Consider the following 22,442-nt stretch of genomic DNA (forward strand, 5'->3'; position numbering starts at 1 on the left):
TTTTTCATCAGTATAACGCACTTTGGATATTTTCTAAAACGAAAGTACTTCTAGAGATGCTTGTCAAACCATTCAACCGTCTTCAAAAGGCCTTCCCTGGACACTTTATGGCCGGCGCGTTCATCTGCGATAAAGTGAAGCCGTCCGGGCTTTGATTCATATTGGTCAATGACCGATTCATAGAATCGGTGCGCCGGTGCAAACGGAACTGTGCTATCTTGCTTGCCGTGCCAAAAAAGAAGCGGTCTGCCTTTAAGTTTTTCCGGCTGAAGTGCGAGGTCAAACCGCTTCAATTCATCGCGCTGCTGTTCAATTTTCTCTTTAGATACAGGGAGTCCAATTTGTTTTTTACGGATAAATTCGAGCTGTTTGTCGAAGAATTCTACATAAGAAGGACAGCCCATCAAACTGACAGCAGCGGTGATCCAATCGTATTGGGTCAGAGCGCCCAGTGTGACGATTCCGCCCATCGAGGTTCCCGCTACACCAATGCGGCCGTTTTCGATCAGGTTCTCCTGTTCAAAATGGTTTTTCAGCACGTCCAGCTCTTTAATTTCATTCACGACAATACCCCAAAACCTGGAAGCGAGGTCTTCTTGGGCAAGCTGTCCCTCTCTCTCGCCATGGTAGGCCGCCTCAGGCAAAATGACGCGCATTCCTTTTTCAGCAAGCAGGTATGCATAATGAAGATTATGTTCTTTCGCGCTTGTAAAACCGTGTATAAAAAAAACAAGAGGAAGAGCCTTATCTTTTTGATCCTCTTTTACGATATGTAAAAAAGGGATGTTTGACATATTTTGATTTTCGATTATGATCACGATTGTTTCTTCCTCCTTTAGGATGTCCATCATCATCAGTTTAACATGTAGACAATAAAGAAGGTAAAAAGATACACTATAGATAAGTCAGAACTTTTAAATTTACGGTTAAAGGAGCACTTATGGAAACAAAACCATATTTAATCGCATTAGACTTAGACGGTACATTATTAAAAGATGACAAGACCATATCTGAAGGCTCTGCCCAAGTCATTCGCCAGCTTCGGGAAGACGGCCATAAAGTGTGCATCTCTACGGGCAGGCCGTTTCGGGCAAGCTCATTGTATTATGATCAGCTTCAGCTCGATACGCCGATCGTCAATTTCAACGGAGCGTTCGTCCATCACCCGAAGGATGAGAGCTGGGGAAGATTTCACACATCGCTCGATCTCGATGTGGTCAAACGGATAGTTGAAGTCAGCGAGTCATACAACGTACATAATATACTTGCTGAAATCGTTGATGATGTGTACTTCCACTACCATGATGAAAAATTGATTGACGTCTTTACAATGGGAAGCCCGAATATCACAGTCGGTGATTTAAGAACAAATCTCGGCCAAGATGTAACAAGCGTTCTCATCCATGCCAAAGAAGAGGATGTTCCGGCGATCCGTTCCTATCTGTCAGACGTTCATGCGGAAATGGTCGACCACAGAAGATGGGCCGCTCCATGGCATGTCATCGAACTGATCAAAAGCGGCATTAATAAAGCGGTCGGCCTGCAAAAGATTACGGATTACTACGGTATTCCGCCTGAGCGCGTCATCGCCTTCGGTGATGAAGACAACGACCTCGAAATGCTTGAATTCGCAGGCTGCGGCGTGGCGATGGGCAATGGAATCACAGGCGTCAAAAGCATTGCCGACCAGGTTGCAAAATCGAATGAAGAAGACGGCATCGCTCACTTTTTGAAGGATTACTTCGCTTTATAATTTTATAATTTGCCATTCATAAACAGGTTTTCAAAACGGCAATACTAGGAGAAGGCGGTCGTAAAAGACCGTCCAACTCGTTTTAAGGGGGCAGTCAAGATGGGTAAACGAAGCAAATCGAAACGGTTTATTCAGCAAGGCAAAGACTCGCTTAAACAGCATGCCGAAAGGTTCCCTTATCGTTCCACATTAGAAGAAGCTGAACAGCGCACCGGTCCGACGGAATGCGGAGGACTGTAAACATGAGAAACGAATTGTTTCAAATGGCAAAGACAGCCGTTCAGGAAGCTGAAACATTGGCAAACACAGCGGAAGCGAGCGAGCAAATGAAAGCGATTGAAAGAGCGAAAAATGCCGTTTCTTCCGCATATGCCAATTCCACTGATGCAGAGCGCCGCGAGCTTCACACTCTTCAGGAACAGCTAGACAAACTATCATAAAAACAGACTTGCAGGAAAACCATGTCCTTGCAAGCTAAAAAGAGTCTGTGCCGGCGGCACAGACTCTTTTTTTCATCGTAAAATCAAGATTTTGTCTTTAGCGCCCCTCATCATTCCACAAAAAGTTTGACATCTGAAGCAAAAGAGAGTACATTATAAAAGGCGAACATTTTATATAAAATTAAAATTATCATTCGTTTTTAGAGGTGAATATCATGGAAAACGTGTTTGATTATGAAGACATTCAATTAATTCCTGCAAAATGCATTGTCAGCAGCCGTTCTGAATGCGATACATCCGTCAGTCTTGGCGGACGGACATTTAAGCTGCCTGTAGTGCCGGCCAATATGCAGACCATTATCGATGAGAAACTGGCGGTTTCATTGGCCGAAAACGGTTACTTTTATGTGATGCACCGCTTTGAACCCGAGAAACGGCTCGGTTTTATAAAGGACATGCGCTCGCGCGGCTTATTTTCTTCCATCAGCGTAGGGGTCAAAGATGAGGAATATCAATTTGTACAACAGTTGTCACAAGAAAATATAACACCTGAATATATAACGATTGACATCGCACACGGACATTCTAATGCCGTCATTCAAATGATCCAGCATATCAAGAAACATTTGCCGAATAGTTTTGTCATCGCCGGAAATGTCGGAACGCCGGAAGCGGTGAGAGAGCTCGAAAACGCCGGAGCGGACGCGACAAAGGTCGGGATCGGACCCGGAAAAGTATGCATCACTAAAATTAAAACGGGTTTTGGAACCGGCGGTTGGCAATTGGCTGCGCTGCGCTGGTGCGCCAAAGCCGCAAGCAAACCGATCATCGCCGATGGAGGCATCCGCACCTATGGAGACATTGCAAAGTCAATCAGATTCGGCGCAACCATGGTGATGATCGGCTCATTATTTGCCGGACACGAAGAGTCCCCAGGGCAAACGATTGAAAAGGACGGAAAGCTCTATAAAGAGTACTTTGGCTCAGCTTCAGAATTTCAAAAAGGCGAAAAGAAAAACGTAGAAGGCAAGAAGATGTATGTCGAACATAAAGGCGCGATGATGGATACGCTGACTGAAATGGAACAGGATCTTCAATCCTCTATCTCCTATGCGGGAGGAAAAAAACTTGACGCGATCCGTAATGTAGATTATGTAGTCGTCAAAAATTCCATCTTTAATGGAGATCAATATTAAAAATGCAAAAGAGGCATCTGGTGAAGATGCCTCTTTTCAATACCATTTATCAGGTTTTCGGCGCAGTCTCCCGGCTGTATGCCGTCATCTCATCGGCCAGACCAGCTTCTTCTCACTTCACTTCAAATGTTTTGCTTGCCCTCAATGCTGAAGCAAGCTGTTCCGTCCTTCCCTTGAACATAACGTTCACTTCATATTGACCCGGTTCGGGCACTTCTTTCCAGACATCTGTCAAATCGTATGTCTCTTTTGGATTCAATGTCATCGTCTGAAAAGCCTGGGTAAACATCTTTCCTTTTGAATAGCGGTATCTCTCATTTCCTTCCTGATCTGTAACGACTAGCTCGAATTTCTGACCGCTGCTGAATTCAAAATCAACCGCTTCGTCCGTATTGTTCACAACTGACATTTTAAATTCGATTTCCCCCGGTTTTTGCACCGGTTCGACCGTTAACACAACACTCCCGTTCTCCACTTCTCCAGATACCTCCTTGTCAGGGCCGTATTCCCCGTTTTGACCGCATCCACCGACAAACAGCAGCATCACAATCATTGAAATCAGCCGCATTCATTCAACCCTTTCATTAATCTTTGCGGAAAAACCCTAAAACCTGAGTTGTTTGTACGACATTTGTAAAAGCGTTTGGATCAACTTCATTAATAATTTTTTCTAAATCGTATAATTCATACCTCGTGATGACAATGACCATCATATCTTTTTGCTCATTGGTAAAAGCGCCTTTTGCCGGTACGGTTGTAATGCCGCGGACCATTTTTCCGTAGATTGCTTCCTTGATCTCCTCCGCTTTCTTTGTGACGATCATGACGGTAAGTTTGGCATGGCGGGTGTGAATCGCATCAATCACCCTTGTTGTCACATATAGTGTAACGAGCGTATATAATGCTTTCTCCCAACCGTTCAATAATCCTGCTGTTAAAATGATCGCTCCGTTTAAAATAAAGAAATAGGTGCCGATCGGTTTATCTTTCCATTTCGCCAGTATCATGGCGATGATATCCAGACCGCCCGTTGAAGCCCCGTATTTCAGCGTCAGACCGATGCCGATCGCAGCGATCACCCCGCCAAAAACGGCGTTCAGCAAAATATCGTTTGACAGACTGGTTTCAGGAAGCATCCCTAGAAACACCGTTGTCAGTGCAACGCTTAAAATGCTGTAAATCGTAAAAGAACGCCCGACCTTCAGCCAGCCTAAAATGCCGACTGGAATATTCAAAATAAACAACAGCGTTCCCGTTGAAAAATAGATGGGGCTGTACTGGTCAAGCGCACTCGATAAAAGCTGCGCTACACCTGTAAATCCGCTGGCATAGACATCTGCTGGAATGAGAAATAAATTTAAGCCGATGGCATTCAGCAAGGCGCCGATGATGACAATGAACAATTTTTTTGCTTCAGCTATGACCATTTTTTGAGTTCCTCCGCTTATTCCGTATATATTTGGTTTACCCATAAAACAATATTTTGAAAACGTCAATATTAAAATATATGATATAGTTGATCTGAAACGAAACCAAGCCTCCGAAGGCCGGCAACCTTTTTATATCAACCATTTTCAGAAAGAAGGGGTTCAAATGACCGTTCACCTTTTAGCCGACAGTGCGGCTGATTTGCCTAAATCATTTTATGATGAGCATCACATCTCGTTCATTCCTTTACGAGTGCTTCTCGATGAAAAAGAATATGATGATCTCCTGACGATTCAGCCTCTAGACGTCTATGAAGCGATGCGCAATGGCAAAGCGCCAAAAACCTCCCAGCCGTCTCTCAAGTTTTTGAAAGACACCTTCAGTGAACTGGCGGAACAAAACAAACCCGCTTTATATATCGCCTTTTCCTCAGAGCTTTCGGGAACATATCAGACGGCTGTAATGGCAGCAAACGAGGTCAAGGAAGAATTCCCGGACTTCGATTTGCGAATCATTGATTCGAAATGCGCTTCATTAGGCTATGGGCTTGCTGTAAAGCACGCTCTCACGCTCGCAACTAACGGCAATACAATACAAGAAATTGAGCCGTCTGTAAAGAACTTTTGCGAACATCTTGAACATATTTTTACCGTCGACGATTTGACCTACTTGGCCAGAGGCGGCAGAATCAGCAAAGCATCGGCATTTGTCGGGGGGCTTTTGAATATTAAGCCGCTTCTGCATGTTGAAGACGGAAAGCTTGTCCCCTTGGAAAAAATCAGAGGCAAAAAGAAATTGCTGAGACGAATCATTGAGCTGATGAAAGAAAGAAGCCTGGATTTAAGCGATCAGACGATCGGCATCAGCCATGGGGATGACGCCGAAACAGCCGAAGAAATCAAAGGGCTGATAGAAGCTGAATTTCAGCCGAAAGAGATCGTCGTCAACATGATCGGTTCAGCCGTCGGCGCCCATGCGGGTCCGGGAACCTTGGCCATCTTTTTCCCAGGGAAAGAAAAAAGATAATGAAGTCAGGCCTGCTTTTATAAAAGCAGGCCTTCATCGTTCAGCTTTCTTCGGTAATTGTTTCTTCGCCGACTGCCGGCGAAAGCTGGCTGCCAAAAAAGTCGGCAGCCGCAAGGCCGATATTTGGACCTCCGGCACCCTCAACGACTTTCTCCATCGTGATCGGACTAATCCTGTACGCCCCGCCAAAATTCACAATTCCTCCGTCTCCAACATGATGAATGTAAACCGAACAGCAATGTTTCATACCATTTCTCCTTTTTTTGGGTCATATAAATATATTTATGCTGTTGATACTAGAAGGCATAAACTTCCCGGCAAAAAAACATCAGGCTAAAGAGAGTACATAGTTTCCATCCTAGGTGAGCATTCTAAAAGCAACATTTTGACGGGAGGTGCCGCCTCATGAAAGATGACGATAAAAAACCGGTTGACAACAACGCCGTCAACCAGCAAAAAAACCGGCTCGCCGAAAAGAACAGACAAGCCGGAAAACACCAAGATTCGAAAAAACCGCATCATCTATAAAAAATTGGCGGCGTCCAAACAGAACGCCGCCGCTTCCTCTATTTTTTCTCGTATGTCCAGCCTTCTTCCTGATAGACCTTATCCTGTTTCATCAGGTGGCCGAGCGCCCTTTTAAACGCCGCTTTGCTCATATTGAACCGCGTTTTGATGTCTTCAGGATCGCTCTTATCCCAGTACGGCATCGCGCCGTTTCTCGATCTCATATAGGACAGAATTTCTTCGGCATCTACAGACAAGGCATCCTGCTTTCTCGGCAGAAGCGACAAATTAACCGAACCGTCTTCTTTGACTTTAATCACCCTTGCCGTCAGCTTCTCACCCAGCCTCGGCTCTTCTTTTCTTTCCGATGAATGGATGAACCCCCTGATGCCGCCGTCGGAAATCATAAAAGATCCCGAAGCGATGAGACGGTATACAGTTCCTGAAAGCTCTTTATTCATGAAATCAGGCGAAGCATCGTGAAAAAGCTCGCTGATCTTATCCTCCGGAGCCGGCTTGGCAAACATCCGTCCATGGCTCGTGATTTTCAGCATGCAGTACAGCCTGTCCCCTTTTTTAGGCCAGACTGATTCATAAGGCGGTAGATGTTCGTTGGCGACAAGCGCATCCTTTGTGAGCCCGACATCGACGAACACCCCCATGCCGCTGACGGCATCCACGACTTCCACCCAATCGTAGTGATCAGCGCTGATGATCGGTTTTCTCATCGTAGCCGCCAAGCGCCCCTCATGATCGACATACACAAAGACGTCGACTTCTTCCAGACCATCTATATCCTCGATGATCTCGCTGTGATGGAGGAGAATCGATTCATCTCCGTCCGTCAAAAAGTACCCGTAGTCGGCTTTGTGATCTATTTGCAAAGTTAATTGCTGTCCCGGTCTCATATTGATTCTTCCTTTCTTCATGCACCTGTTCTATTAATGTATTCCTCCAATGTTCAAATTATTGCCAGATAACGGCCAGGCAAAACCGTACCATATTGGAAGTTTCACCTTATTCTACTATAATTGACTCATAAGTAAAATGGATGGAGGTTTTCACATGGCAAAAGAAAGCTCATTTGACATCGTGTCAAAGGTTGAGATGCCTGAAGTTCAAAACGCAATTCAAACCGCTCTTAAAGAAATCGGCGCACGCTATGATTTCAAAGGATCAAAAAGCAACATCACACTTGACGGTGACGAGCTTGTGCTTGTCTCAGACGACGAATTTAAAATGAACCAGCTCAAAGACGTCCTTGTCGGCAAACTGATCAAGCGCAATGTCCCGACAAAAAACATCGAATACGCCAAACTGGAAAACGCTTCCGGCGGCACCGTCAGACAGCGCGGCAAATTGGTGCAGGGCATCGATAAAGAAAACGCAAAGAAAATCAACAATTTGATCAAAAAATCGGGGCTTAAGGTCAAATCCCAAGTGCAGGATGATCAAATCCGTGTAACCGGAAAAAATAAAGACGAGCTCCAGCAAATCATCGGCCTTGTCAGAGAAGCCGACCTTCCGATTGACGTCCAATTTATAAATTTTCGATAAATTCTTAATTTACTGTTGATTATTCCCCCGATTTTCGGTAAATTGAGTAAAAGTAAACAATACAAATTGAATAGCTGTTCTTATCAAGAGAGGCAGAGGGACTGGCCCTATGAAGCCTCAGCAACCGGTGAATGAATATTCATGACCAAGGTGCTAAATCCAGCAAGCAGACTGCTTGGAAGATAAGAAGACGGACATTTGTCGCTTAAAAGTCTTCTTCTTCAGAAGACTTTTTTATTTATCATAATTTTCAAGGGGGAAAACAATGGGTTTATTTGAAGATATAAAAAGCAAAATTTTAATCGCTGACGGCGCCATGGGTACGCTGCTCTATTCTTACGGAATCGACCGCTGTTTTGAAGAATTGAATATCTCAAAGCCCGATGAGGTGAAACGCATCCATGAAGCGTACGTGCAGGCAGGCGCCGACATCATCCAAACGAACACGTATGGTGCAAACTTCATTAAGCTGTCCAGATACGGACTTGAAGACGAAACGAAACAAATCAATGAAAAAGCCGTCCGCATCGCCCGTTCTGCCGCGGGCTCCGCTCATGTTCTCGGAACGCTCGGCGGCATCCGGACGTTTAATAAAAACGCGTATTCACTCGAAGACATTAAAAGAAGCTTTCGCGAACAGCTTTATCTTCTACTAAATGAACAGCCAGACGGTCTTCTTCTTGAAACCTATTATGATCTTGAAGAAGCGCGCGAAGTATTGAAGATTGCCAGAAAAGAAACGGAACTCCCGATCATTCTGAACGTTTCGATGCATGAGGAGGGCGTTCTTCAAGACGGAACCCCGCTCAGCGAGGGCCTGAAGCTTTTGGCAGACCTCGGAGCAGATGTGGTCGGCATCAACTGCCGCCTCGGCCCATATCACATGATCAATGCGCTTGAGGAAGTGCCGCTTTTAGAAGACGCCTACCTTTCCGTCTATCCAAACAGCAGCCTCCCATCCCTAGTCGAAGGGCGCCTCGTCTATGAAACAGATGATCAATATTTCAGAGACAGTGCGATGGAATTTCGCAATCAAGGCGCGCGCATCATCGGGGGCTGCTGCGGAACGACGCCGAACCACATCAGAGCGATGGCTGAAGCGGTCAAAGGACTTCCGCCGGTCACCGAAAAACATGTGAAAACGAGAAAGAAAGCAGCGGCCGCCGTCCGACATGAAAGAACAGAGCCTGCTTTAGACGAGCTGGCAAAAGAAAAACGGTCCATCATCGTCGAATTGGACCCTCCTAAACAATTAAACTTTGAAAAGTTTTTACGCGCCGCCCAAGAATTGAAGTCAGCCGGCATCGATGCCCTGACTTTGGCGGACAATTCTCTCGCCACCCCGAGAATCAGCAATGTTGCCTGTGGCGCGCTTTTAAAACAGCAGCTTGATATGAGATCGCTCGTGCATATTACATGCAGGGACCGCAACCTGATCGGCCTGCAGTCTCATTTAATGGGTCTTGATACGCTCGGACTGTCAGATGTACTGGCGATTACCGGAGATCCGTCGAAGATCGGCGATTTCCCGGGAGCCACCTCCGTCTATGACTTGACATCATTCGATTTGATCAGCCTGATTAAACAGTTTAATGAAGGATTGTCCTATTCGGGAAAACCGCTCGGCAAGAAAACGAACTTTTCTGTGGCGGCCGCCTTCAATCCGAACGTCAGACATATTGACAAAGCGGTCAAACGGATCGAGAAGAAAATCGACTGCGGGGCTGACTATTTTATTTCCCAGCCTGTCTACTCAGAGGAGCAGCTCATCAAGATTCATGAAGAAACAAAGCATCTCAAAACCCCGATCTATATCGGCGTTATGCCTTTGACAAGCAGCCGAAATGCGGAGTTTATCCACAATGAAATTCCCGGCATCAAGCTGTCAGACGCGATCCGCGAAAAAATGGCGCTTGCGGGAAATGATAAGCAAAAACAGACTGAGGAAGGGCTTACGATCGCGCGCTCCCTGCTTGATACAGCATGCGATTTGTTTAACGGCATTTATTTGATCACACCGTTTTTACGATCTGATTTAACCGCAGAACTGACGGCTTATATTCACAAGAAAGAAAAGGAGACGACAAATGCCTAACATCAATGACCAGCTGAAGAAAAAAATCCTCGTCCTTGACGGGGCGATGGGAACGATGATTCAAAACGCCAATCTGTCCGCCGCAGATTTCGGAGGCGAGGCCTATGAAGGATGTAATGAACACTTGAGCATAACGGCGCCCCACATCATCCAGGGAATCCATGAAGCGTATCTCGCCGCTAAAGCCGATATCATTGAGACCAATACATTCGGAGCGACCCGGCTTGTTTTGGATGAGTATGATCTCGGACATCTCGCCTATGAGGTAAACCTCGCCTCTGTCAGGCTCGCCAAAGCCGCCGCTGAAAAATATTCGACACCTGAATGGCCAAGGTTCGTCGCAGGCGCAATGGGTCCGACGACGAAAACCCTGTCCGTCACAGGCGGTACGACATTTGACGAGCTGATCGCCAATTACGAGGAACAGGCGAGAGCGCTGATCACGGGCGGAGCTGACCTTTTGCTGCTTGAAACGAGCCAGGATATGCTGAATGTAAAAGCCGGTTTTATCGGCATCCGGCAAGCCTTTGAAAAGACCGGCAAGCCCCTTCCTCTTATGGTGTCGGGAACGATAGAACCTATGGGCACGACGCTAGCCGGTCAGGATATCGAATCCTTTTACATCTCCCTTGAACATATGAAGCCGGTCAGCGTCGGCTTAAATTGCGCGACAGGCCCTGAATTTATGACGGATCACATCAGGACTCTTTCTTCCCTTTCCCAGACGGCCGTCAGCTGTTATCCAAATGCCGGACTTCCTGATGAAGAAGGACAATATCACGAATCTCCACAGTCATTGGCGAAAAAAATCAAGGCTTTTGCTGAAGAAGGCTGGCTGAACATTGTCGGGGGCTGCTGCGGAACGACTCCCGCCCATATTGAAGCATTAGCCGATGAAGTGGCTTCACTGCAGCCGCGGCCTGTCCCTTCGGGAGCAAGACCGCACACCGTCTCAGGGATTGACGGATTGATTTATGAAGAAACGATGCGTCCTCTTTTTGTCGGCGAACGGACAAATGTGATCGGATCGCGAAAATTCAAGCGGCTGATTGCCGAGAAGAAATTTGAAGAAGCCGCCGAAATCGCGAGAGCTCAAGTGAAAAACGGCGCCCATGTCATCGATATCTGCCTCGCCGATCCTGACCGAGATGAAGCGGAAGATATGGAAGGCTTCTTGAAGGAAGCGATGAAAAAAGTAAAAGCCCCTTTTGTTATCGATTCGACGGACAAAACGGTGATCGAAAAGGCGCTTCAATATTCGCAGGGAAAAGCGATCATCAACTCGATCAACTTGGAAGACGGCGAAGAGCGGTTTGCGGACATTCTCCCTCTCGTCAAACGATTCGGCGGCGCACTCGTCGTCGGAACGATCGATGAAGAAGGAATGGCCGTCACCGCTGAAAAGAAGCTTGACATAGCAGTCCGTTCGCACCAACTGCTCACCGAAAAATACGGGATTCCGGCATGCGACATCATCTTTGACCCGCTTGTCTTCCCCGTCGGAACGGGTGATGAACAGTATATCGGCTCTGCAAAGGAAACGATTGAAGGCATACGCCTCATTAAAGAGAGACTCCCGGAATGTTTGACGATTCTCGGCGTCAGCAACGTTTCCTTCGGCCTCCCTCCCGTCGGCAGGGAAATTTTGAACGCCGTCTTTTTATACCATGCAACACAGGCCGGACTTGATTATGCCATCGTGAATACGGAAAAGCTTGAACGGTTCGCTTCCATTCCAAAAGAAGAAATCGAGATGGCTGAAAAGCTGCTGTTTCATACAGATGACAAAACGCTTGCGGTATTTACCGACTTTTACCGCGGAAAGAAAAAAACGGACAAACAGCCGAAGACATCGCTTCCGCTTGATGAACGCCTTGCCGAGTATGTCATAGAAGGCACGAAAGAAGGACTGATCCCTGATCTGGAAGAAGCCTTGAAAAAATATGCCACACCGCTTGACGTGATCAACGGTCCGCTGATGGACGGCATGGCAGAGGTCGGACGGCTTTTCAACAATAATGAGCTGATCGTCGCCGAAGTGCTCCAGTCTGCTGAAGTCATGAAAGCTGCTGTTTCCTTCCTCGAAAATTATATGGAGAAAAAAGACGACAGCGGCAAAGGCAAAATCATTTTGGCGACCGTTAAAGGCGATGTGCATGATATCGGAAAAAACCTGGTCGATATCATTTTAAGCAACAACGGCTACAAAGTCGTCGATCTCGGGATTAAAGTGACACCTCAGGAATTGATTGAAGCGATCCGCAAAGAAAATCCAGACATTATCGGTTTATCCGGACTGCTCGTCAAATCGGCGCAGCAAATGGTCGTCACAGCGCAGGACCTGGATAAAGCCGATATTTCTGTACCGATTATGGTCGGCGGTGCGGCGCTTTCGAGAAAATTCACGAACATGAAAATTTCGCCTGAATATAAAGGAGCCGTACTATACGCCAAAGACGCGATGGATGGCTTAGCGCTCGCGAATCAGCTGAGGACGGACCCCGGACAGTTTCTTGTCCAAAAAGAACAGGACGCACCCGCACTCGCAGCCGCCGCTGCAAAAAAACCAGCCGCGGTTGTTGAAATGCTTGAAAAACGGGTGCACATCCCGAAAGCTCCCGTCTTCCGTCCGGAAGATTTAAAACGGCATTACTTAAAAAACATTGACCTTGCCTATATTGTGCCATATGTAAATCAGCAAATGCTGCTCGGCCATCACCTCGGCTTAAAAGGAAAAGTTAAAAAGCTTTTGGCCGAAAAAAACGCGAAAGCGCTTGAACTGAAAGGCTTAGTCGACGAATTACTAAGAGACGGTAAAAAACACGGCTGGTTCGACCCTGCTGTCGTCTATCAATTTTTCCCGGCCTATAGCGACGGAGATTCGCTCCATATTCTAGACCCGCAAAACAGGGACAGCATTCTTGAAACGTTTGTTTTTCCAAGACAAGAAAAACTTCCGTTCCGCTGCATCTCTGACTACATTCAGCCGAAGGGAGAACTCGATTATGTATCATTCTTCGCCGTCACAGCGGGCAGACATGTGAGGGAAGTGGCAAACCGCTTTAAAGCCGAAGGCGACTATTTAAAAAGCCACGCGGTACAAGCACTTGCCCTTGAACTTGCGGAAGGGCTCGCCGAACGGACGCACCAAATCATCCGCGACCGCTGGGGCTTTCCGGATGCACCTGACTTTACGATGGAGCAGCGTTTTCAAGCAAAATACCAGGGGCAGCGCTATTCTTTTGGATATCCGGCTTGTCCGAACCTCGAAGACCAGGAAAAGCTTTTCAGACTCATTCAGCCCGAGGGGATCGGCATCCATTTGACAGACGGCTTTATGATGGAGCCTGAAGCATCCGTATCCGCGATTGTCGTCTCACATCCTGAAGCAAGGTATTTCAACGTCCATTAAGGAACTCTTGGTGATTTACAAAATCATTGACAGCAGCAAAAGGAGGCGGGCATATGATCGAAGTGAAACAGATCAAGGCAGAAGATACACACGAGATCAGACATCGCATTCTGAGGCCGAATCAGCCGATCGAAGCTTGCCGTTATGAAACAGATTTGCTGGAAGGAACGTTTCACCTCGGCGTTTTTTTCAAGACGCCTTAACCAGCATCGCTTCTTTTCACAAAGCGGCACATCCCGATCTTGAGGGTGAGCTTCAGTATCAATTAAGAGGAATGGCGACACTTGAAAGCTGCCGAGGGCAAAATGCGGGAAGCACGCTAATCCGTCACGCCGAAGAGATGCTCCGGAAAAAAGGCGCAGATCTTTTATGGTGCAATGCACGGACATCAGTACACGGCTATTATCAAAAACTCGGCTTCCAAGAAAAAGGCAGTGTATATGAGATTCCGCCGATCGGACCACATCTCTTGATGTTTAAAAAATTAACATAAAAAAACACCCCCGCAAAAAAGCGGGAGCTTGAGGCCGCATTAGCTTTACAGCTTTGCGGCCTCTGTTTTAAATTGGGTGAGCGCATTTGCCACCTTTCCGAATTCAGATGCATGCGGACGGTCATCGCCGTCCTTGTATCCATAGTCAACCATACGGTTCCTGTTCAGGCACAGCTTTGTCAATTCTGGTTTAAATAAATCAAACAGCTCGAAACGCTCCCGCAGCTCAGGAAATGACTGCTGATAATCCAAAATGGCGCCGGCTAGAGCTTTCCAAAAGCGCTTTTCAGAAAGGAGATCATCGTTTTCCAAAATGTTTGCCAAATATCGCAAATGACAGATGAACAGCCCTGTAAAAATGAACTGCACAAGTCCTTCCGGCGGCTCGCTTCTTAAAACGGCTTTTAAATCCTCCGTTAAACCGCTCAACTCAGGGAGCGGCTGGTCGCTGATATTGACGTCATCAACGAAATCTTTGATCGCCAGCCTGTGCGGCTGATGATTCTTTAATACGAGAATCGTATTTTGCCCGTGCGGCGAGAAGACGGTGCCGTACTGGTACATGAAGTGAAGCAGAGGCGGCATCACCGTTTTAAACAGCTGCCCGATCCATTCCTCCGCCGTCAGTCCCGACTTTTCAATAAGGCGTCTAATCAACGGTACACCGTTTTGATCAATATAAGTTAACGATGCAAGTGTTACAGGATGCTCCCCGTCCTCAAGGTACGTGTAAATGCTTTCTCTGAAAATGACGCCGAGCATTTCAAGATATTGATATGGCGCTTTTTCAAGAGAGTGATAGTATGGATGATTGACGTTTAGACTGGCATTTTCACCAGGCAGAATCACGCGGCATTTGTCCTTTAAAAATGCGTCCCCGCGGGCAATTCCTTTTATATGCTCGGTGATTTCCGGCGCGATCACCGTCCGTTCGGAAGGCAATCCTCTGTATACAAGCGTATTTAAAATGCTCATCGGCAGTTTAATATGATGCTTTTGTTTATTTGTGATATTTGTAAAGGTTCTGATGGATTGCTGCGGCAAATACTGATCGCTTCCTTCTCCCAAAGGAATGATCGCCTTTGCGGCAAGTTCTTCAGGAAATTGCTGAATGATCGTATTTGTCCACTGCCATTCATGAACAGGCAAGTAGTAATAATCCTCCTGTGTGCCGCCATGTTTTTCTATCATTCTGGCAAAATGCCTTAACGTCAGCTCATCAAGCTCTTGATTGATCAGGGCTTCATATTCAAGACCTTCAACCGAGTGGAATGTCGCGTTTTCCTTGTGAACGGCAATCCACAGCAGCCGTACAGTTTTCTGGTGTTCAGGCGCAAAGCGGAGATAGTCATCATAGCTGAAGCCGATTCTCCCTTTATTGTATACAATCCACGGATGGCCGGTCATCTCGCCTTCAATTACCGCATAATCCGCCTCTGTCAGTTCATCCGCTGTGAGCGCATCCTTTGCTAAAAGGTGAGCGTCTGCAAGCATGGTATGATTGAATTCTTTAATCAAATGCCCCGCTGTTTCAGGGCTCATCGGAATGTGCGGCTGAATATCGAGAAGAAATTCAATCGCACTTGCATTTTTCGTCCACTGTCCGTCTTTTAACACTTCGATGGTCTCCGGCACCGTGTCAAAGCTGTCAAACATGCGGGGCTTTGCTGCAAACCGATATCCCTTATGCTCTGACGTAAAAAGCTCATATCGCATAATCCCATCTGCTTTCTCAACAAGTTCAGGCTGGATGATATCCTCATACATATATTCAGACAGCATCTTCGCCAGCAGCCGCTGATTGACTTTTCTCCATCTGTCATGGGTGAGCACCCGCTTCAATTCGTCTTTAAACAACATGAAAATGCCTCCTCTATCAGCCGTTTGGCACGGCCGTTTTTTCCTTGATCCCTGAACCGAACGTCTGGAAGACCGTTTGATGGCTGACACGATATACGTCCCTTGCCGCAAGCTGATTGATGATCATAGAATTGCGGTAAGCGCCGAGTCCTAAGTCGGGTGCTCCCACACCGTGTGTATGCAGTTCTCCGTTTTGAACAAAAATGTGGTTCTCTTTGTTTGCTGCCGTCATCAAACGGTAATCGCGCGTGATGAAGAAGCGCCCGCTGTCATCTTTTTCAATCAGGCTGTTTAGAGGAGCGAGGCATTCAGGCAGTCTTGCTTTATAGCCCGTCGCCAGAACGACCACATCAGCCTGCCGTTCGAACCGTTCTTCATTCACACGTTGCGCGCAATGAAGAATCAATTTTCCGGCATTTTGTTCGATCTGCTCTACTTCTGTCATGGACTGCAGGTCGAATGCCGCTTCTTGTCCTCCTGCTGTCCGTTCATACAGCAAATGATAAATATCGCTGATCGTCTTCGCGCTTATCCCTTTATACAGCAAATCCTGCTGTGCGAGCAGTTCATCCTTTCTCCATTGCGGAAGCTGATAAAAAAAGTCGATATAATCAGGTGAGAAATACTCGAGCCCGAGATTGGAATATTCCATCGGGAAGAAGCCTTTCGAGCGGGTCAGCCAGCTGACATGCTCCGCTTCCTTCCCGCCGACTAAATCATAAAACACTTCAGCGGCGCTTTGTCCCGAGCCGATCACAGCAACCGTTTTTCCTTTAAAGCCGCAGGGCTTTTTCATGACATACTCGGCTGAATGGAAAACCGTGTCACCGAGCGCATCGCGCAACGGCTCGGGAACATAAGGGCCGGTGCCGATGCCGAGAACGATGTGCCTGCTGAAATAGACCGATTCTGTGCCGTCTTCTTGATCGGCAACCCGTACTTCATATAGAGCGCCTTCTGCCGTTTCAAGGAGTGAAATGCTTTCAACATTCATTCCGAAGCGGCAGGAGTCAAGGCTTTCGGCGACCCATTGGCAATAATGGTTATATTCTTTTCTCGGAATATGAAAATCTTCCAAAAAGTAAAACGAATACAAACGGTTATGCTGCTGAAGGTAGTTTAGAAAACTGTATTTGCTTGTCACATCCGTCATACTGACCAAATCGGCCAAAAACGGCACCTGCAGTGTGGTTCCTTCAATCAGCATCCCGGGGTGCCAATTAAAGCTTCGGTTTCGTTCAAAAAACAGCGCATTGATCTCAGGCACCGCATCAGACAAAGCAGCCAGACCGAGATTGAAAGGACCGATACCGATGCCGATGACATCATATACTTCAGTTTGTTTGCTCTGTGAGTTCATCTTTTTTCTCCTTTTTAAAAAAACGTTCTCTTTCGCAAAACATCAATAAGCCGGTTTTATCAGGAAGCGCCACCGGTTTGATGGGGCGGAATCCGGATTTTTCAAAGATGTGAATCATTTTTTTATTGCGGATATCCGGCTCAGCAATGACTTTTTTCGTTTCTGGCGTCTCAAATTGCATCCTGACCATCGCTTTTAAAAGCGGAAGGGCCAGACCTTTCCCCAAAAAAGTTTTCTCACCGATCAACAGATGAATGCCCTGGTCATACGGCACATTGCCATAATGGTGTTCGATAATGTCCCCCTTGACCCAGTACGATTCCCAGTAGCTCATCGGCACATCATTGATAAAACCGATGTACAGCGTCTGATGAGGGTCTGTGATCGCCTTCTGAAAATGGGCTTCAAATTTTGCGAACGGCATATTCAAATGCCAGAACGGGATGACATGCTCTTCCTGCATCCAGCGGTATACGAGAGACACATCTCTTTCATAATCAGCCTTTTGAAATGTGATCCGATCATTCATGGACGACGGCCGCCTCCTTCAGCAAAGGGTTTTCCACGGATGTGTAGCGCGATTGGGTTTCAAGCGAGCCTGTCAGTTCATCCATGTCATAAAACCGCGTCAAGAGATTGGCTTTGCACGGAAGCGCCGGAAAACGAAGCAGGCTGTCCGTCAGTTCGGTAATGCCATACTTTTTCTCCGCCTTCTCAAGTCTGTCCCTGATCATCCCGAGCAGCGCCTCTTCTTTGATCAGCTCTTCACACCCGAAGGCGCCCACAAGTCCAAACAAGTGATTGAAGAAGAAATAATAGCGCAGCCTTTCGACAGCCACCCCGTCGGAGCAGATCGTTTCGCTTTTTTCGCTTAAGCCTTCGATCAGATTGGACAGGACATCCGCTTTTGATTCACAGTAATAATAGCCTTGGTTATCCCTGTAATAAAAAGTGGCGGGATAGCCGTTTTTCAGCTGAATAACGGCGTTTTGCTGGTGCGCTTCGATCGCCAGCCCGTATGTTTCAAACAGCCACAATACAGGCTCAAGCGATAGTGACAAATACTTGTCAAACCAATCAGCGCTCACTTCCTCTGTTGAGCGTCCCTCTTTTAATGCCAATGATTTGATGATGACCGACAGTCTTGATTCTTTTCCATAGGCGTGATCCTGGCACAAACCGGCGATCAGGCTTGCCGAACGGTCATCGTCATAAAACGGATTCTCCCTGATGACGACTTCAAATCCCGATTCTCCGTTTTCTCCTTTAAGCGAAATGTAAGCCGGGTCTTTGATCACACGAAAGCCCGGGAATGCGGCTTTTAAGTTTTCGCCAAGCTCTGTTTCAAGAAGCCGCGCCATTTCAACTCCTCGGTCAAGCTCTTTTTGTTTGTTCACGCGGAGGGAATTCGTGATTTTGATCGGCACCGAGAATTTGTACATATACCGCGACCGTTTGCTGTAGACCGTACGGACCGAGGAAGTCGCCGTAAACTTCTGACCTTTTGCGCCTAGATATGTAAGCAAACCTTCTTCGATCAGCTTTTTGACATACGGCTCCTCAAGCAGCGCCTTCGCTTGAAGGGGGTGTGAAGGAAGCAGAACAAATGCCGAATCGGCCGTTTCTTTGGCAAGCCATTCTTTGTCAATCATCGGGTCGTTTTTCAGCTCTTCTTCAATCAAAAAAGGCGCTTTTGTCCCTGTGCACGAGTCATGAAGCACGAGTGACGCATGGGCTTTAAAATAGTGAAGCTGAAACTCTCCCTTTAATTCAGGAGAGAAGATTTTCTCCTCTTCCTCCTGCATTCCCTGCCTGCTTTTTGGCGTCGGATGCATCAGGTGGCCCAAAAGCAGCGACTGCTCCGCTTCGATAAACGTAAAGTCGGCCGTATTCAGCTCTGTCTGATCACCCGCCCTTTCTTCGACATATCGGCGGATATTGCGGCAGCTTAAAATGACCCTGAGCATAAATTCATCTTCTGCACCCCGGTTGTTCTGCTGAAGCAGCAGTTCTTTTGAAGCGAGGGAGACGAGTGTGACATAGTCGAGCGGAAGCTGTTTTCCATCTTGTTTTGTTTTGTAGTAAAGCGGAAATGAAAAGAGATGCCTCCCCGTTTTCGACCAATATTTGACCGGAATGATCAGCTCGATTTGCTGGCGGTCGAGCGGTGCAACCAGCGTTTTCTCTGAACCGGCCGTAAGCTCATATGTTTTCATGCCGGTTTCCCGCAAATAGCAATTTAAAAAGCTTTGAATCGTAGCATTTTCTGCTATCTCTTTAAATGAAGTCATCGTGTTACCCTCCTGCTATTCAAATAAAGGCTTGCCAGCTTTTGAATCTCGCTGAGAACTCCTTCAAGATCTGAAAGAGTCGTTCTCGGATTGAGCAGCGTGAATTTTAAATATGTTTTTCCATCGGCTGCGGTCTTTGCGATGACAGCCCGGCCTGTTCGAAACAGTTCTCTGTGAATGTATTTATTCAAGCCGTCATTTTCCGCATCATCTTTCCCGCCGAGACAGCGGAAGACGACAGCATTCAGCTCCGGGTGCGGGTTCAGCAGCTCGAACCGTCCGCTTTCAGAAATGGTTTGCGCCGCTGCTTCAGCCAAGGAAAATGTCCAGTCAATCATCTCGGCGAATATATCTTCACCGATCACACGCAGTGAAACAAACAGCTTTAAAGCGTCAAAACGCCTCGTCGTCTGAATCGATTTATTGACGAGATGGACGATGCCGTCCGCTTCATCTTCTTCGGGATTTAAATAATCGGCATGATAATCAATGAAGCGGAAATTCCGCCCGTCTTTCACAAGAAAAGCGCCGCAGCTGATCGGCTGATAAAACTGCTTGTGAAAATCAACGCTGATCGAGTCCGCCCTGTGGATGCCGGCTAGTTTATAGCGCCGGGTTTTGCTCAAAATCAATGCCCCGCCATAAGCGGCATCCACGTGGAGCCACAGTCCCTCGGCTTGCGCGACATCTGCAAGTTCGGAAAGCGGGTCAATGCTTCCAAAATCCGTCGTGCCGCACGTTGCGACAATCGCAAACGGATAAACCCCCGACTCTTTCAGCATGGCAGTTTTTTTCTTTAAGTCGTACAGGCACATCCGCTTATGCTCATCCGTGTCGACGAGGACGACAGAACGCTCGCCCAATCCAAGCTGGGAAGCCGATTTTTTCACGGTAAAATGAGCATCCTTCGAACAAAGAATCCGCAAACGGCGCGCTTCAGATGGAAGGCCGTCTTTTTGCACATTGCAATTCCACTGTTTTTCGCAAAATGCATCGCGCGCCAACAGAAGACCCATATAATTTGATTGTGTACCGCCGCTCGTAAAAGTGCCGTCCGCTTTTTCGCCGTAATCAAATTTCCGGCAGAGCCATTCGACCATTTCTTCCTCGAATAAAGATGCGGCCCCGCTTTGATCAAAGGAATCCATCGACTGATTCAGCACGCTGATCAGCATGTCTGCCGCAAGCGCGGGGATCAGCGGCGGGCAATGCAGATGAGCGGCGCATGTTGGATCTTCGACATGAATGCGGTGCGGCAAATATGTGTCTTTCAGCTCTTCAAGAACATCTTCAAGCGGCTCACCTGTTTCCTGAAATGAAAACAAGTTTTTGATGTGTTTGTCTAATTCATGCGGCATCTTCCCGCTGTAGGGCTTTGTTTTTTCCTTCCATTCAGCCCACAATGTTTCAACAACGGTATGCACCGCTTCCCGGTAGGCTTCAATCCCCTGTTCACCATTGTGCATGAACAGAGAATCAACGTTTTTCTGTTTACTTGACAGCTTCATAGACAGCCTCTTTGAAAATGGTGATGATATCGTCGATTTGCGCTTCTGTTACGATAAGCGGCGGCAAGAAACGAATAACACTTCCATGGCGGCCGCCCGTTTCGACAATCAGCCCTTTTTCAAAGCATTTTCTTTGAATCAGACTTGCAAGTTCGGGATTGGCCGGAAAACTGCCGCTTCCGCTTTGTTTTTGGTGCGGCGCGACAATCTCAACACCGACCATCAGCCCGCGCCCTCTGACATCGCCGATTTCGGGAACATGCTGCTGAATGTCTTTTAATTCCCGCATAAGCTTCGCACCGACTACTTCCACGTGTGAAAGAACATCATGGTCTTTTATATATTTTAATGTCGCGGTTCCGGCCGCCATCGCCATCTGGTTTCCCCTGAATGTGCCGATATGCGCGCCAGGCCCCCATTTATCAAGATCTTGATCATAGATGACGACAGACAATGGCAGGCTTCCGCCAATCGCTTTTGAGAGCACAATGACATCCGGTAGAATGCCGGCGTGTTCAAACGCAAACATTTTTCCGGTTCTTCCGATTCCAGTCTGCACCTCATCAATAATCAAAGGAATTCCGCGTTCTTTTGTGATTCTTCTCATTTCCCTGATCCAGTCTGCCCGCGCCGGGACCGATCCTCCTTCACCTTGAACAGCTTCAAAGATCATTCCTGCCGGCTGCAAAATTCCGCTTTCCGGATCATCCAGCATATGTTCAATATATGCACTTGACAGTCGGTGGCTGTCTTCTCCACCGATGCCGAACGGACAGCGGTATTCATATGGGTACGGCAGGAAGTGGACGTCAGGCATTAGCCCTTGGACATTTTCTTTCGGAGACAAATTGCCGCTTAGAGACATCGTTCCGTGCGTAGCTCCGTGATATGCACCGTGGAAAGAAAGGATGCTTCTCTTGCCGGTGGCCGTTTTCACAAGTTTGAGCGCGGCTTCGATCGCATCACCGCCGGTAGGGCCGCAAAACTGAATTTTCGCCCGTTTGGCAAATGCTTCAGGAAGACTTGCAAACACTTCGCTGATAAACTCTTCTTTTATTTCTGATGTGATATCAAGCGTATGCAGCGGGCGTTTTTCATCGATCATTTTTTGAATGGCTTCAATCACAACTGGATGATTATGACCAAGCGCCAGCGTACCTGCTCCGGCCAGACAGTCATAATATTGCTTTCCATCCGCATCCTTTACCAAGATGCCTTCCGCCGTTTGCATGGCGAGCGGAAACCTCCGCGGATAAGAACGCGCATTTGATTCTCTTCTATTTTGCTGCTCCAAAAACGTTTGATTTTTAGAACGGGTTTGTACAGACATAGAAAGCATTCCTCCAATTGATAAAGATTATCATTTTCAATGACAAAAAAAGTGTATATTTTGTGACGCGTATATGTCAATAAGATTCGGAAAAATGAGACGTTTCTCACAATCGGTAAAATACCGCCCTTTTACGCGGTCTATAAAGTTCTTAATATGAATCAATAGTTTGTTGAAGTGTGCATT

At 47.1% G+C, this 22,442-nt stretch carries 20 protein-coding genes, 1 pseudogene and 1 riboswitch; of the genes and pseudogenes, 10 read left to right on the forward strand and 11 right to left on the reverse strand.

Features of this window, described 5'->3' with window-relative positions; all coding sequences use genetic code 11:
* Positions 1-50 precede the first annotated feature (50 nt).
* Positions 51-818 carry a prolyl oligopeptidase family serine peptidase gene (locus BTA30_RS05795; protein ID WP_076760319.1) on the reverse strand — a complete coding sequence of 256 codons (768 nt, stop codon included), beginning with the start codon at positions 816-818 and terminating at the stop codon, positions 51-53.
* A 122-nt stretch (positions 819-940) separates the two neighbouring features.
* Here BTA30_RS05795 and BTA30_RS05800 point away from each other — a divergent pair, with 122 nt between their 5' ends.
* From BTA30_RS05800 to guaC, 4 genes are all read left to right on the forward strand, one after another.
* On the forward strand, positions 941-1,753 hold the full coding sequence (locus BTA30_RS05800; RefSeq protein WP_076760320.1) for a Cof-type HAD-IIB family hydrolase: 813 nt from the start codon (positions 941-943) through the stop codon (positions 1,751-1,753).
* Positions 1,754-1,852: 99 nt separating this feature from the next.
* The gene (locus BTA30_RS23320) at positions 1,853-1,993 is read left to right on the forward strand and encodes a hypothetical protein (protein WP_164470220.1); all 141 of its coding nucleotides are present in this window, start codon (positions 1,853-1,855) and stop codon (positions 1,991-1,993) included.
* 2 nt (positions 1,994-1,995) lie between these two features.
* Positions 1,996-2,193, forward strand: a complete 198-nt coding sequence (locus BTA30_RS05805; protein ID WP_076760321.1) for a DUF3813 domain-containing protein — start codon at positions 1,996-1,998, stop codon at positions 2,191-2,193.
* A gap of 215 nt (positions 2,194-2,408) precedes the next feature.
* On the forward strand, positions 2,409-3,389 hold the full coding sequence (guaC, locus tag BTA30_RS05810; protein ID WP_076760322.1) for a GMP reductase: 981 nt from the start codon (positions 2,409-2,411) through the stop codon (positions 3,387-3,389).
* 112 nt (positions 3,390-3,501) lie between these two features.
* On the opposite strand, the gene BTA30_RS05815 is transcribed toward guaC, so the two are convergent.
* Both BTA30_RS05815 and BTA30_RS05820 read right to left on the reverse strand, forming a co-directional pair.
* Positions 3,502-3,957 (reverse strand): BsuPI-related putative proteinase inhibitor, encoded by a 456-nt coding sequence (locus tag BTA30_RS05815; RefSeq protein ID WP_076760323.1) that lies wholly within the window; start codon positions 3,955-3,957, stop codon positions 3,502-3,504.
* Positions 3,958-3,973: 16 nt separating this feature from the next.
* The gene (locus BTA30_RS05820) at positions 3,974-4,816 is read right to left on the reverse strand and encodes a YitT family protein (RefSeq protein WP_076760324.1); all 843 of its coding nucleotides are present in this window, start codon (positions 4,814-4,816) and stop codon (positions 3,974-3,976) included.
* 166 nt (positions 4,817-4,982) lie between these two features.
* On the opposite strand from BTA30_RS05820, the gene BTA30_RS05825 reads away from it, so the two are divergent.
* Positions 4,983-5,843, forward strand: coding sequence for a DegV family protein (locus BTA30_RS05825; RefSeq protein WP_076760325.1), 861 nt, complete (start codon positions 4,983-4,985; stop codon positions 5,841-5,843).
* A 40-nt stretch (positions 5,844-5,883) separates the two neighbouring features.
* On the opposite strand, the gene BTA30_RS05830 is transcribed toward BTA30_RS05825, so the two are convergent.
* A complete protein-coding gene (locus BTA30_RS05830; protein ID WP_076760326.1) occupies positions 5,884-6,090 on the reverse strand; it encodes a spore germination protein in 207 nt (68 codons plus the stop codon).
* 158 nt (positions 6,091-6,248) lie between these two features.
* Here BTA30_RS05830 and BTA30_RS22700 point away from each other — a divergent pair, with 158 nt between their 5' ends.
* Positions 6,249-6,371, forward strand: coding sequence for a DUF3941 domain-containing protein (locus BTA30_RS22700; RefSeq protein WP_094777300.1), 123 nt, complete (start codon positions 6,249-6,251; stop codon positions 6,369-6,371).
* Positions 6,372-6,409: 38 nt separating this feature from the next.
* On the opposite strand, the gene BTA30_RS05835 is transcribed toward BTA30_RS22700, so the two are convergent.
* Complete coding sequence (locus tag BTA30_RS05835; RefSeq protein ID WP_076760327.1) at positions 6,410-7,258, reverse strand: CvfB family protein; 849 nt, start codon at positions 7,256-7,258, stop codon at positions 6,410-6,412.
* A 157-nt stretch (positions 7,259-7,415) separates the two neighbouring features.
* On the opposite strand from BTA30_RS05835, the gene BTA30_RS05840 reads away from it, so the two are divergent.
* The 4 genes and pseudogenes from BTA30_RS05840 (at position 7,416) to BTA30_RS05855 (ending at position 13,907) form a co-directional block, all read left to right on the forward strand.
* Positions 7,416-7,907 carry a YajQ family cyclic di-GMP-binding protein gene (locus BTA30_RS05840; protein WP_076760328.1) on the forward strand — a complete coding sequence of 164 codons (492 nt, stop codon included), beginning with the start codon at positions 7,416-7,418 and terminating at the stop codon, positions 7,905-7,907.
* Positions 7,908-7,984: 77 nt separating this feature from the next.
* A riboswitch (SAM riboswitch) is annotated at positions 7,985-8,096 on the forward strand.
* 76 nt (positions 8,097-8,172) lie between these two features.
* Positions 8,173-10,002, forward strand: coding sequence for a bifunctional homocysteine S-methyltransferase/methylenetetrahydrofolate reductase (locus BTA30_RS05845; protein WP_076760329.1), 1,830 nt, complete (start codon positions 8,173-8,175; stop codon positions 10,000-10,002).
* Positions 9,995-13,414: a methionine synthase gene (gene metH / locus BTA30_RS05850; RefSeq protein WP_076760330.1), complete on the forward strand. Its 3,420-nt coding sequence runs from the start codon at positions 9,995-9,997 to the stop codon at positions 13,412-13,414. Before BTA30_RS05845 ends, metH begins: the two co-directional genes overlap by 8 nt.
* A gap of 53 nt (positions 13,415-13,467) precedes the next feature.
* Positions 13,468-13,907 (forward strand): annotated as a pseudogene (locus tag BTA30_RS05855) (GNAT family N-acetyltransferase).
* A 45-nt stretch (positions 13,908-13,952) separates the two neighbouring features.
* Here BTA30_RS05855 and BTA30_RS05860 read toward each other — a convergent pair.
* Genes BTA30_RS05860 through BTA30_RS05885 form a run of 6 tightly spaced genes read right to left on the reverse strand, consistent with a single transcriptional unit; the run spans position 13,953 to position 22,256 of the window.
* Positions 13,953-15,767: an IucA/IucC family protein gene (locus tag BTA30_RS05860; protein ID WP_076760331.1), complete on the reverse strand. Its 1,815-nt coding sequence runs from the start codon at positions 15,765-15,767 to the stop codon at positions 13,953-13,955.
* A gap of 16 nt (positions 15,768-15,783) precedes the next feature.
* Positions 15,784-17,127 (reverse strand): lysine N(6)-hydroxylase/L-ornithine N(5)-oxygenase family protein, encoded by a 1,344-nt coding sequence (locus BTA30_RS05865; RefSeq protein WP_076760332.1) that lies wholly within the window; start codon positions 17,125-17,127, stop codon positions 15,784-15,786.
* Positions 17,102-17,656, reverse strand: a complete 555-nt coding sequence (locus BTA30_RS05870) for a GNAT family N-acetyltransferase (protein ID WP_076760333.1) — start codon at positions 17,654-17,656, stop codon at positions 17,102-17,104. Before BTA30_RS05870 ends, BTA30_RS05865 begins: the two co-directional genes overlap by 26 nt.
* The gene (locus BTA30_RS05875) at positions 17,649-19,418 is read right to left on the reverse strand and encodes an IucA/IucC family protein (RefSeq protein WP_076760334.1); all 1,770 of its coding nucleotides are present in this window, start codon (positions 19,416-19,418) and stop codon (positions 17,649-17,651) included. Before BTA30_RS05875 ends, BTA30_RS05870 begins: the two co-directional genes overlap by 8 nt.
* On the reverse strand, positions 19,415-20,926 hold the full coding sequence (locus tag BTA30_RS05880; protein ID WP_076760335.1) for a pyridoxal phosphate-dependent decarboxylase family protein: 1,512 nt from the start codon (positions 20,924-20,926) through the stop codon (positions 19,415-19,417). The genes BTA30_RS05875 and BTA30_RS05880 overlap by 4 nt, the downstream gene beginning before the upstream one ends.
* On the reverse strand, positions 20,910-22,256 hold the full coding sequence (locus BTA30_RS05885; protein WP_076760336.1) for an aspartate aminotransferase family protein: 1,347 nt from the start codon (positions 22,254-22,256) through the stop codon (positions 20,910-20,912). The genes BTA30_RS05880 and BTA30_RS05885 overlap by 17 nt, the downstream gene beginning before the upstream one ends.
* Between the last annotated feature and the right edge of the window lie 186 nt (positions 22,257-22,442).

This window comes from Bacillus swezeyi, assembly GCF_001969815.1.
GTDB classification, from domain to species: Bacteria; Bacillota; Bacilli; order Bacillales; family Bacillaceae; genus Bacillus; species Bacillus swezeyi.

What these genes read in the sequence shown, in the direction of transcription:
- BTA30_RS05875 (WP_076760334.1), bottom strand. Translation starts at nt 19,418, where the DNA reads ATGACTTCATTTAAAGAGATAGCAGAAAATGCTACGATTCAAAGCTTT.
- BTA30_RS05840 (WP_076760328.1), top strand. Translation starts at nt 7,416, where the DNA reads ATGGCAAAAGAAAGCTCATTTGACATCGTGTCAAAGGTTGAGATGCCT.
- BTA30_RS05885 (WP_076760336.1), bottom strand. Translation starts at nt 22,256, where the DNA reads ATGTCTGTACAAACCCGTTCTAAAAATCAAACGTTTTTGGAGCAGCAA.
- metH (WP_076760330.1), top strand. Translation starts at nt 9,995, where the DNA reads ATGCCTAACATCAATGACCAGCTGAAGAAAAAAATCCTCGTCCTTGAC.
- BTA30_RS23320 (WP_164470220.1), top strand. Translation starts at nt 1,853, where the DNA reads ATGGGTAAACGAAGCAAATCGAAACGGTTTATTCAGCAAGGCAAAGAC.
- BTA30_RS05800 (WP_076760320.1), top strand. Translation starts at nt 941, where the DNA reads ATGGAAACAAAACCATATTTAATCGCATTAGACTTAGACGGTACATTA.
- BTA30_RS05870 (WP_076760333.1), bottom strand. Translation starts at nt 17,656, where the DNA reads ATGAATGATCGGATCACATTTCAAAAGGCTGATTATGAAAGAGATGTG.
- BTA30_RS05845 (WP_076760329.1), top strand. Translation starts at nt 8,173, where the DNA reads ATGGGTTTATTTGAAGATATAAAAAGCAAAATTTTAATCGCTGACGGC.
- BTA30_RS05820 (WP_076760324.1), bottom strand. Translation starts at nt 4,816, where the DNA reads ATGGTCATAGCTGAAGCAAAAAAATTGTTCATTGTCATCATCGGCGCC.
- BTA30_RS05865 (WP_076760332.1), bottom strand. Translation starts at nt 17,127, where the DNA reads ATGAACTCACAGAGCAAACAAACTGAAGTATATGATGTCATCGGCATC.
- BTA30_RS05880 (WP_076760335.1), bottom strand. Translation starts at nt 20,926, where the DNA reads ATGAAGCTGTCAAGTAAACAGAAAAACGTTGATTCTCTGTTCATGCAC.
- BTA30_RS05860 (WP_076760331.1), bottom strand. Translation starts at nt 15,767, where the DNA reads ATGTTGTTTAAAGACGAATTGAAGCGGGTGCTCACCCATGACAGATGG.
- BTA30_RS05815 (WP_076760323.1), bottom strand. Translation starts at nt 3,957, where the DNA reads ATGCGGCTGATTTCAATGATTGTGATGCTGCTGTTTGTCGGTGGATGC.
- BTA30_RS05805 (WP_076760321.1), top strand. Translation starts at nt 1,996, where the DNA reads ATGAGAAACGAATTGTTTCAAATGGCAAAGACAGCCGTTCAGGAAGCT.
- BTA30_RS22700 (WP_094777300.1), top strand. Translation starts at nt 6,249, where the DNA reads ATGAAAGATGACGATAAAAAACCGGTTGACAACAACGCCGTCAACCAG.
- BTA30_RS05835 (WP_076760327.1), bottom strand. Translation starts at nt 7,258, where the DNA reads ATGAGACCGGGACAGCAATTAACTTTGCAAATAGATCACAAAGCCGAC.
- BTA30_RS05830 (WP_076760326.1), bottom strand. Translation starts at nt 6,090, where the DNA reads ATGAAACATTGCTGTTCGGTTTACATTCATCATGTTGGAGACGGAGGA.
- guaC (WP_076760322.1), top strand. Translation starts at nt 2,409, where the DNA reads ATGGAAAACGTGTTTGATTATGAAGACATTCAATTAATTCCTGCAAAA.
- BTA30_RS05825 (WP_076760325.1), top strand. Translation starts at nt 4,983, where the DNA reads ATGACCGTTCACCTTTTAGCCGACAGTGCGGCTGATTTGCCTAAATCA.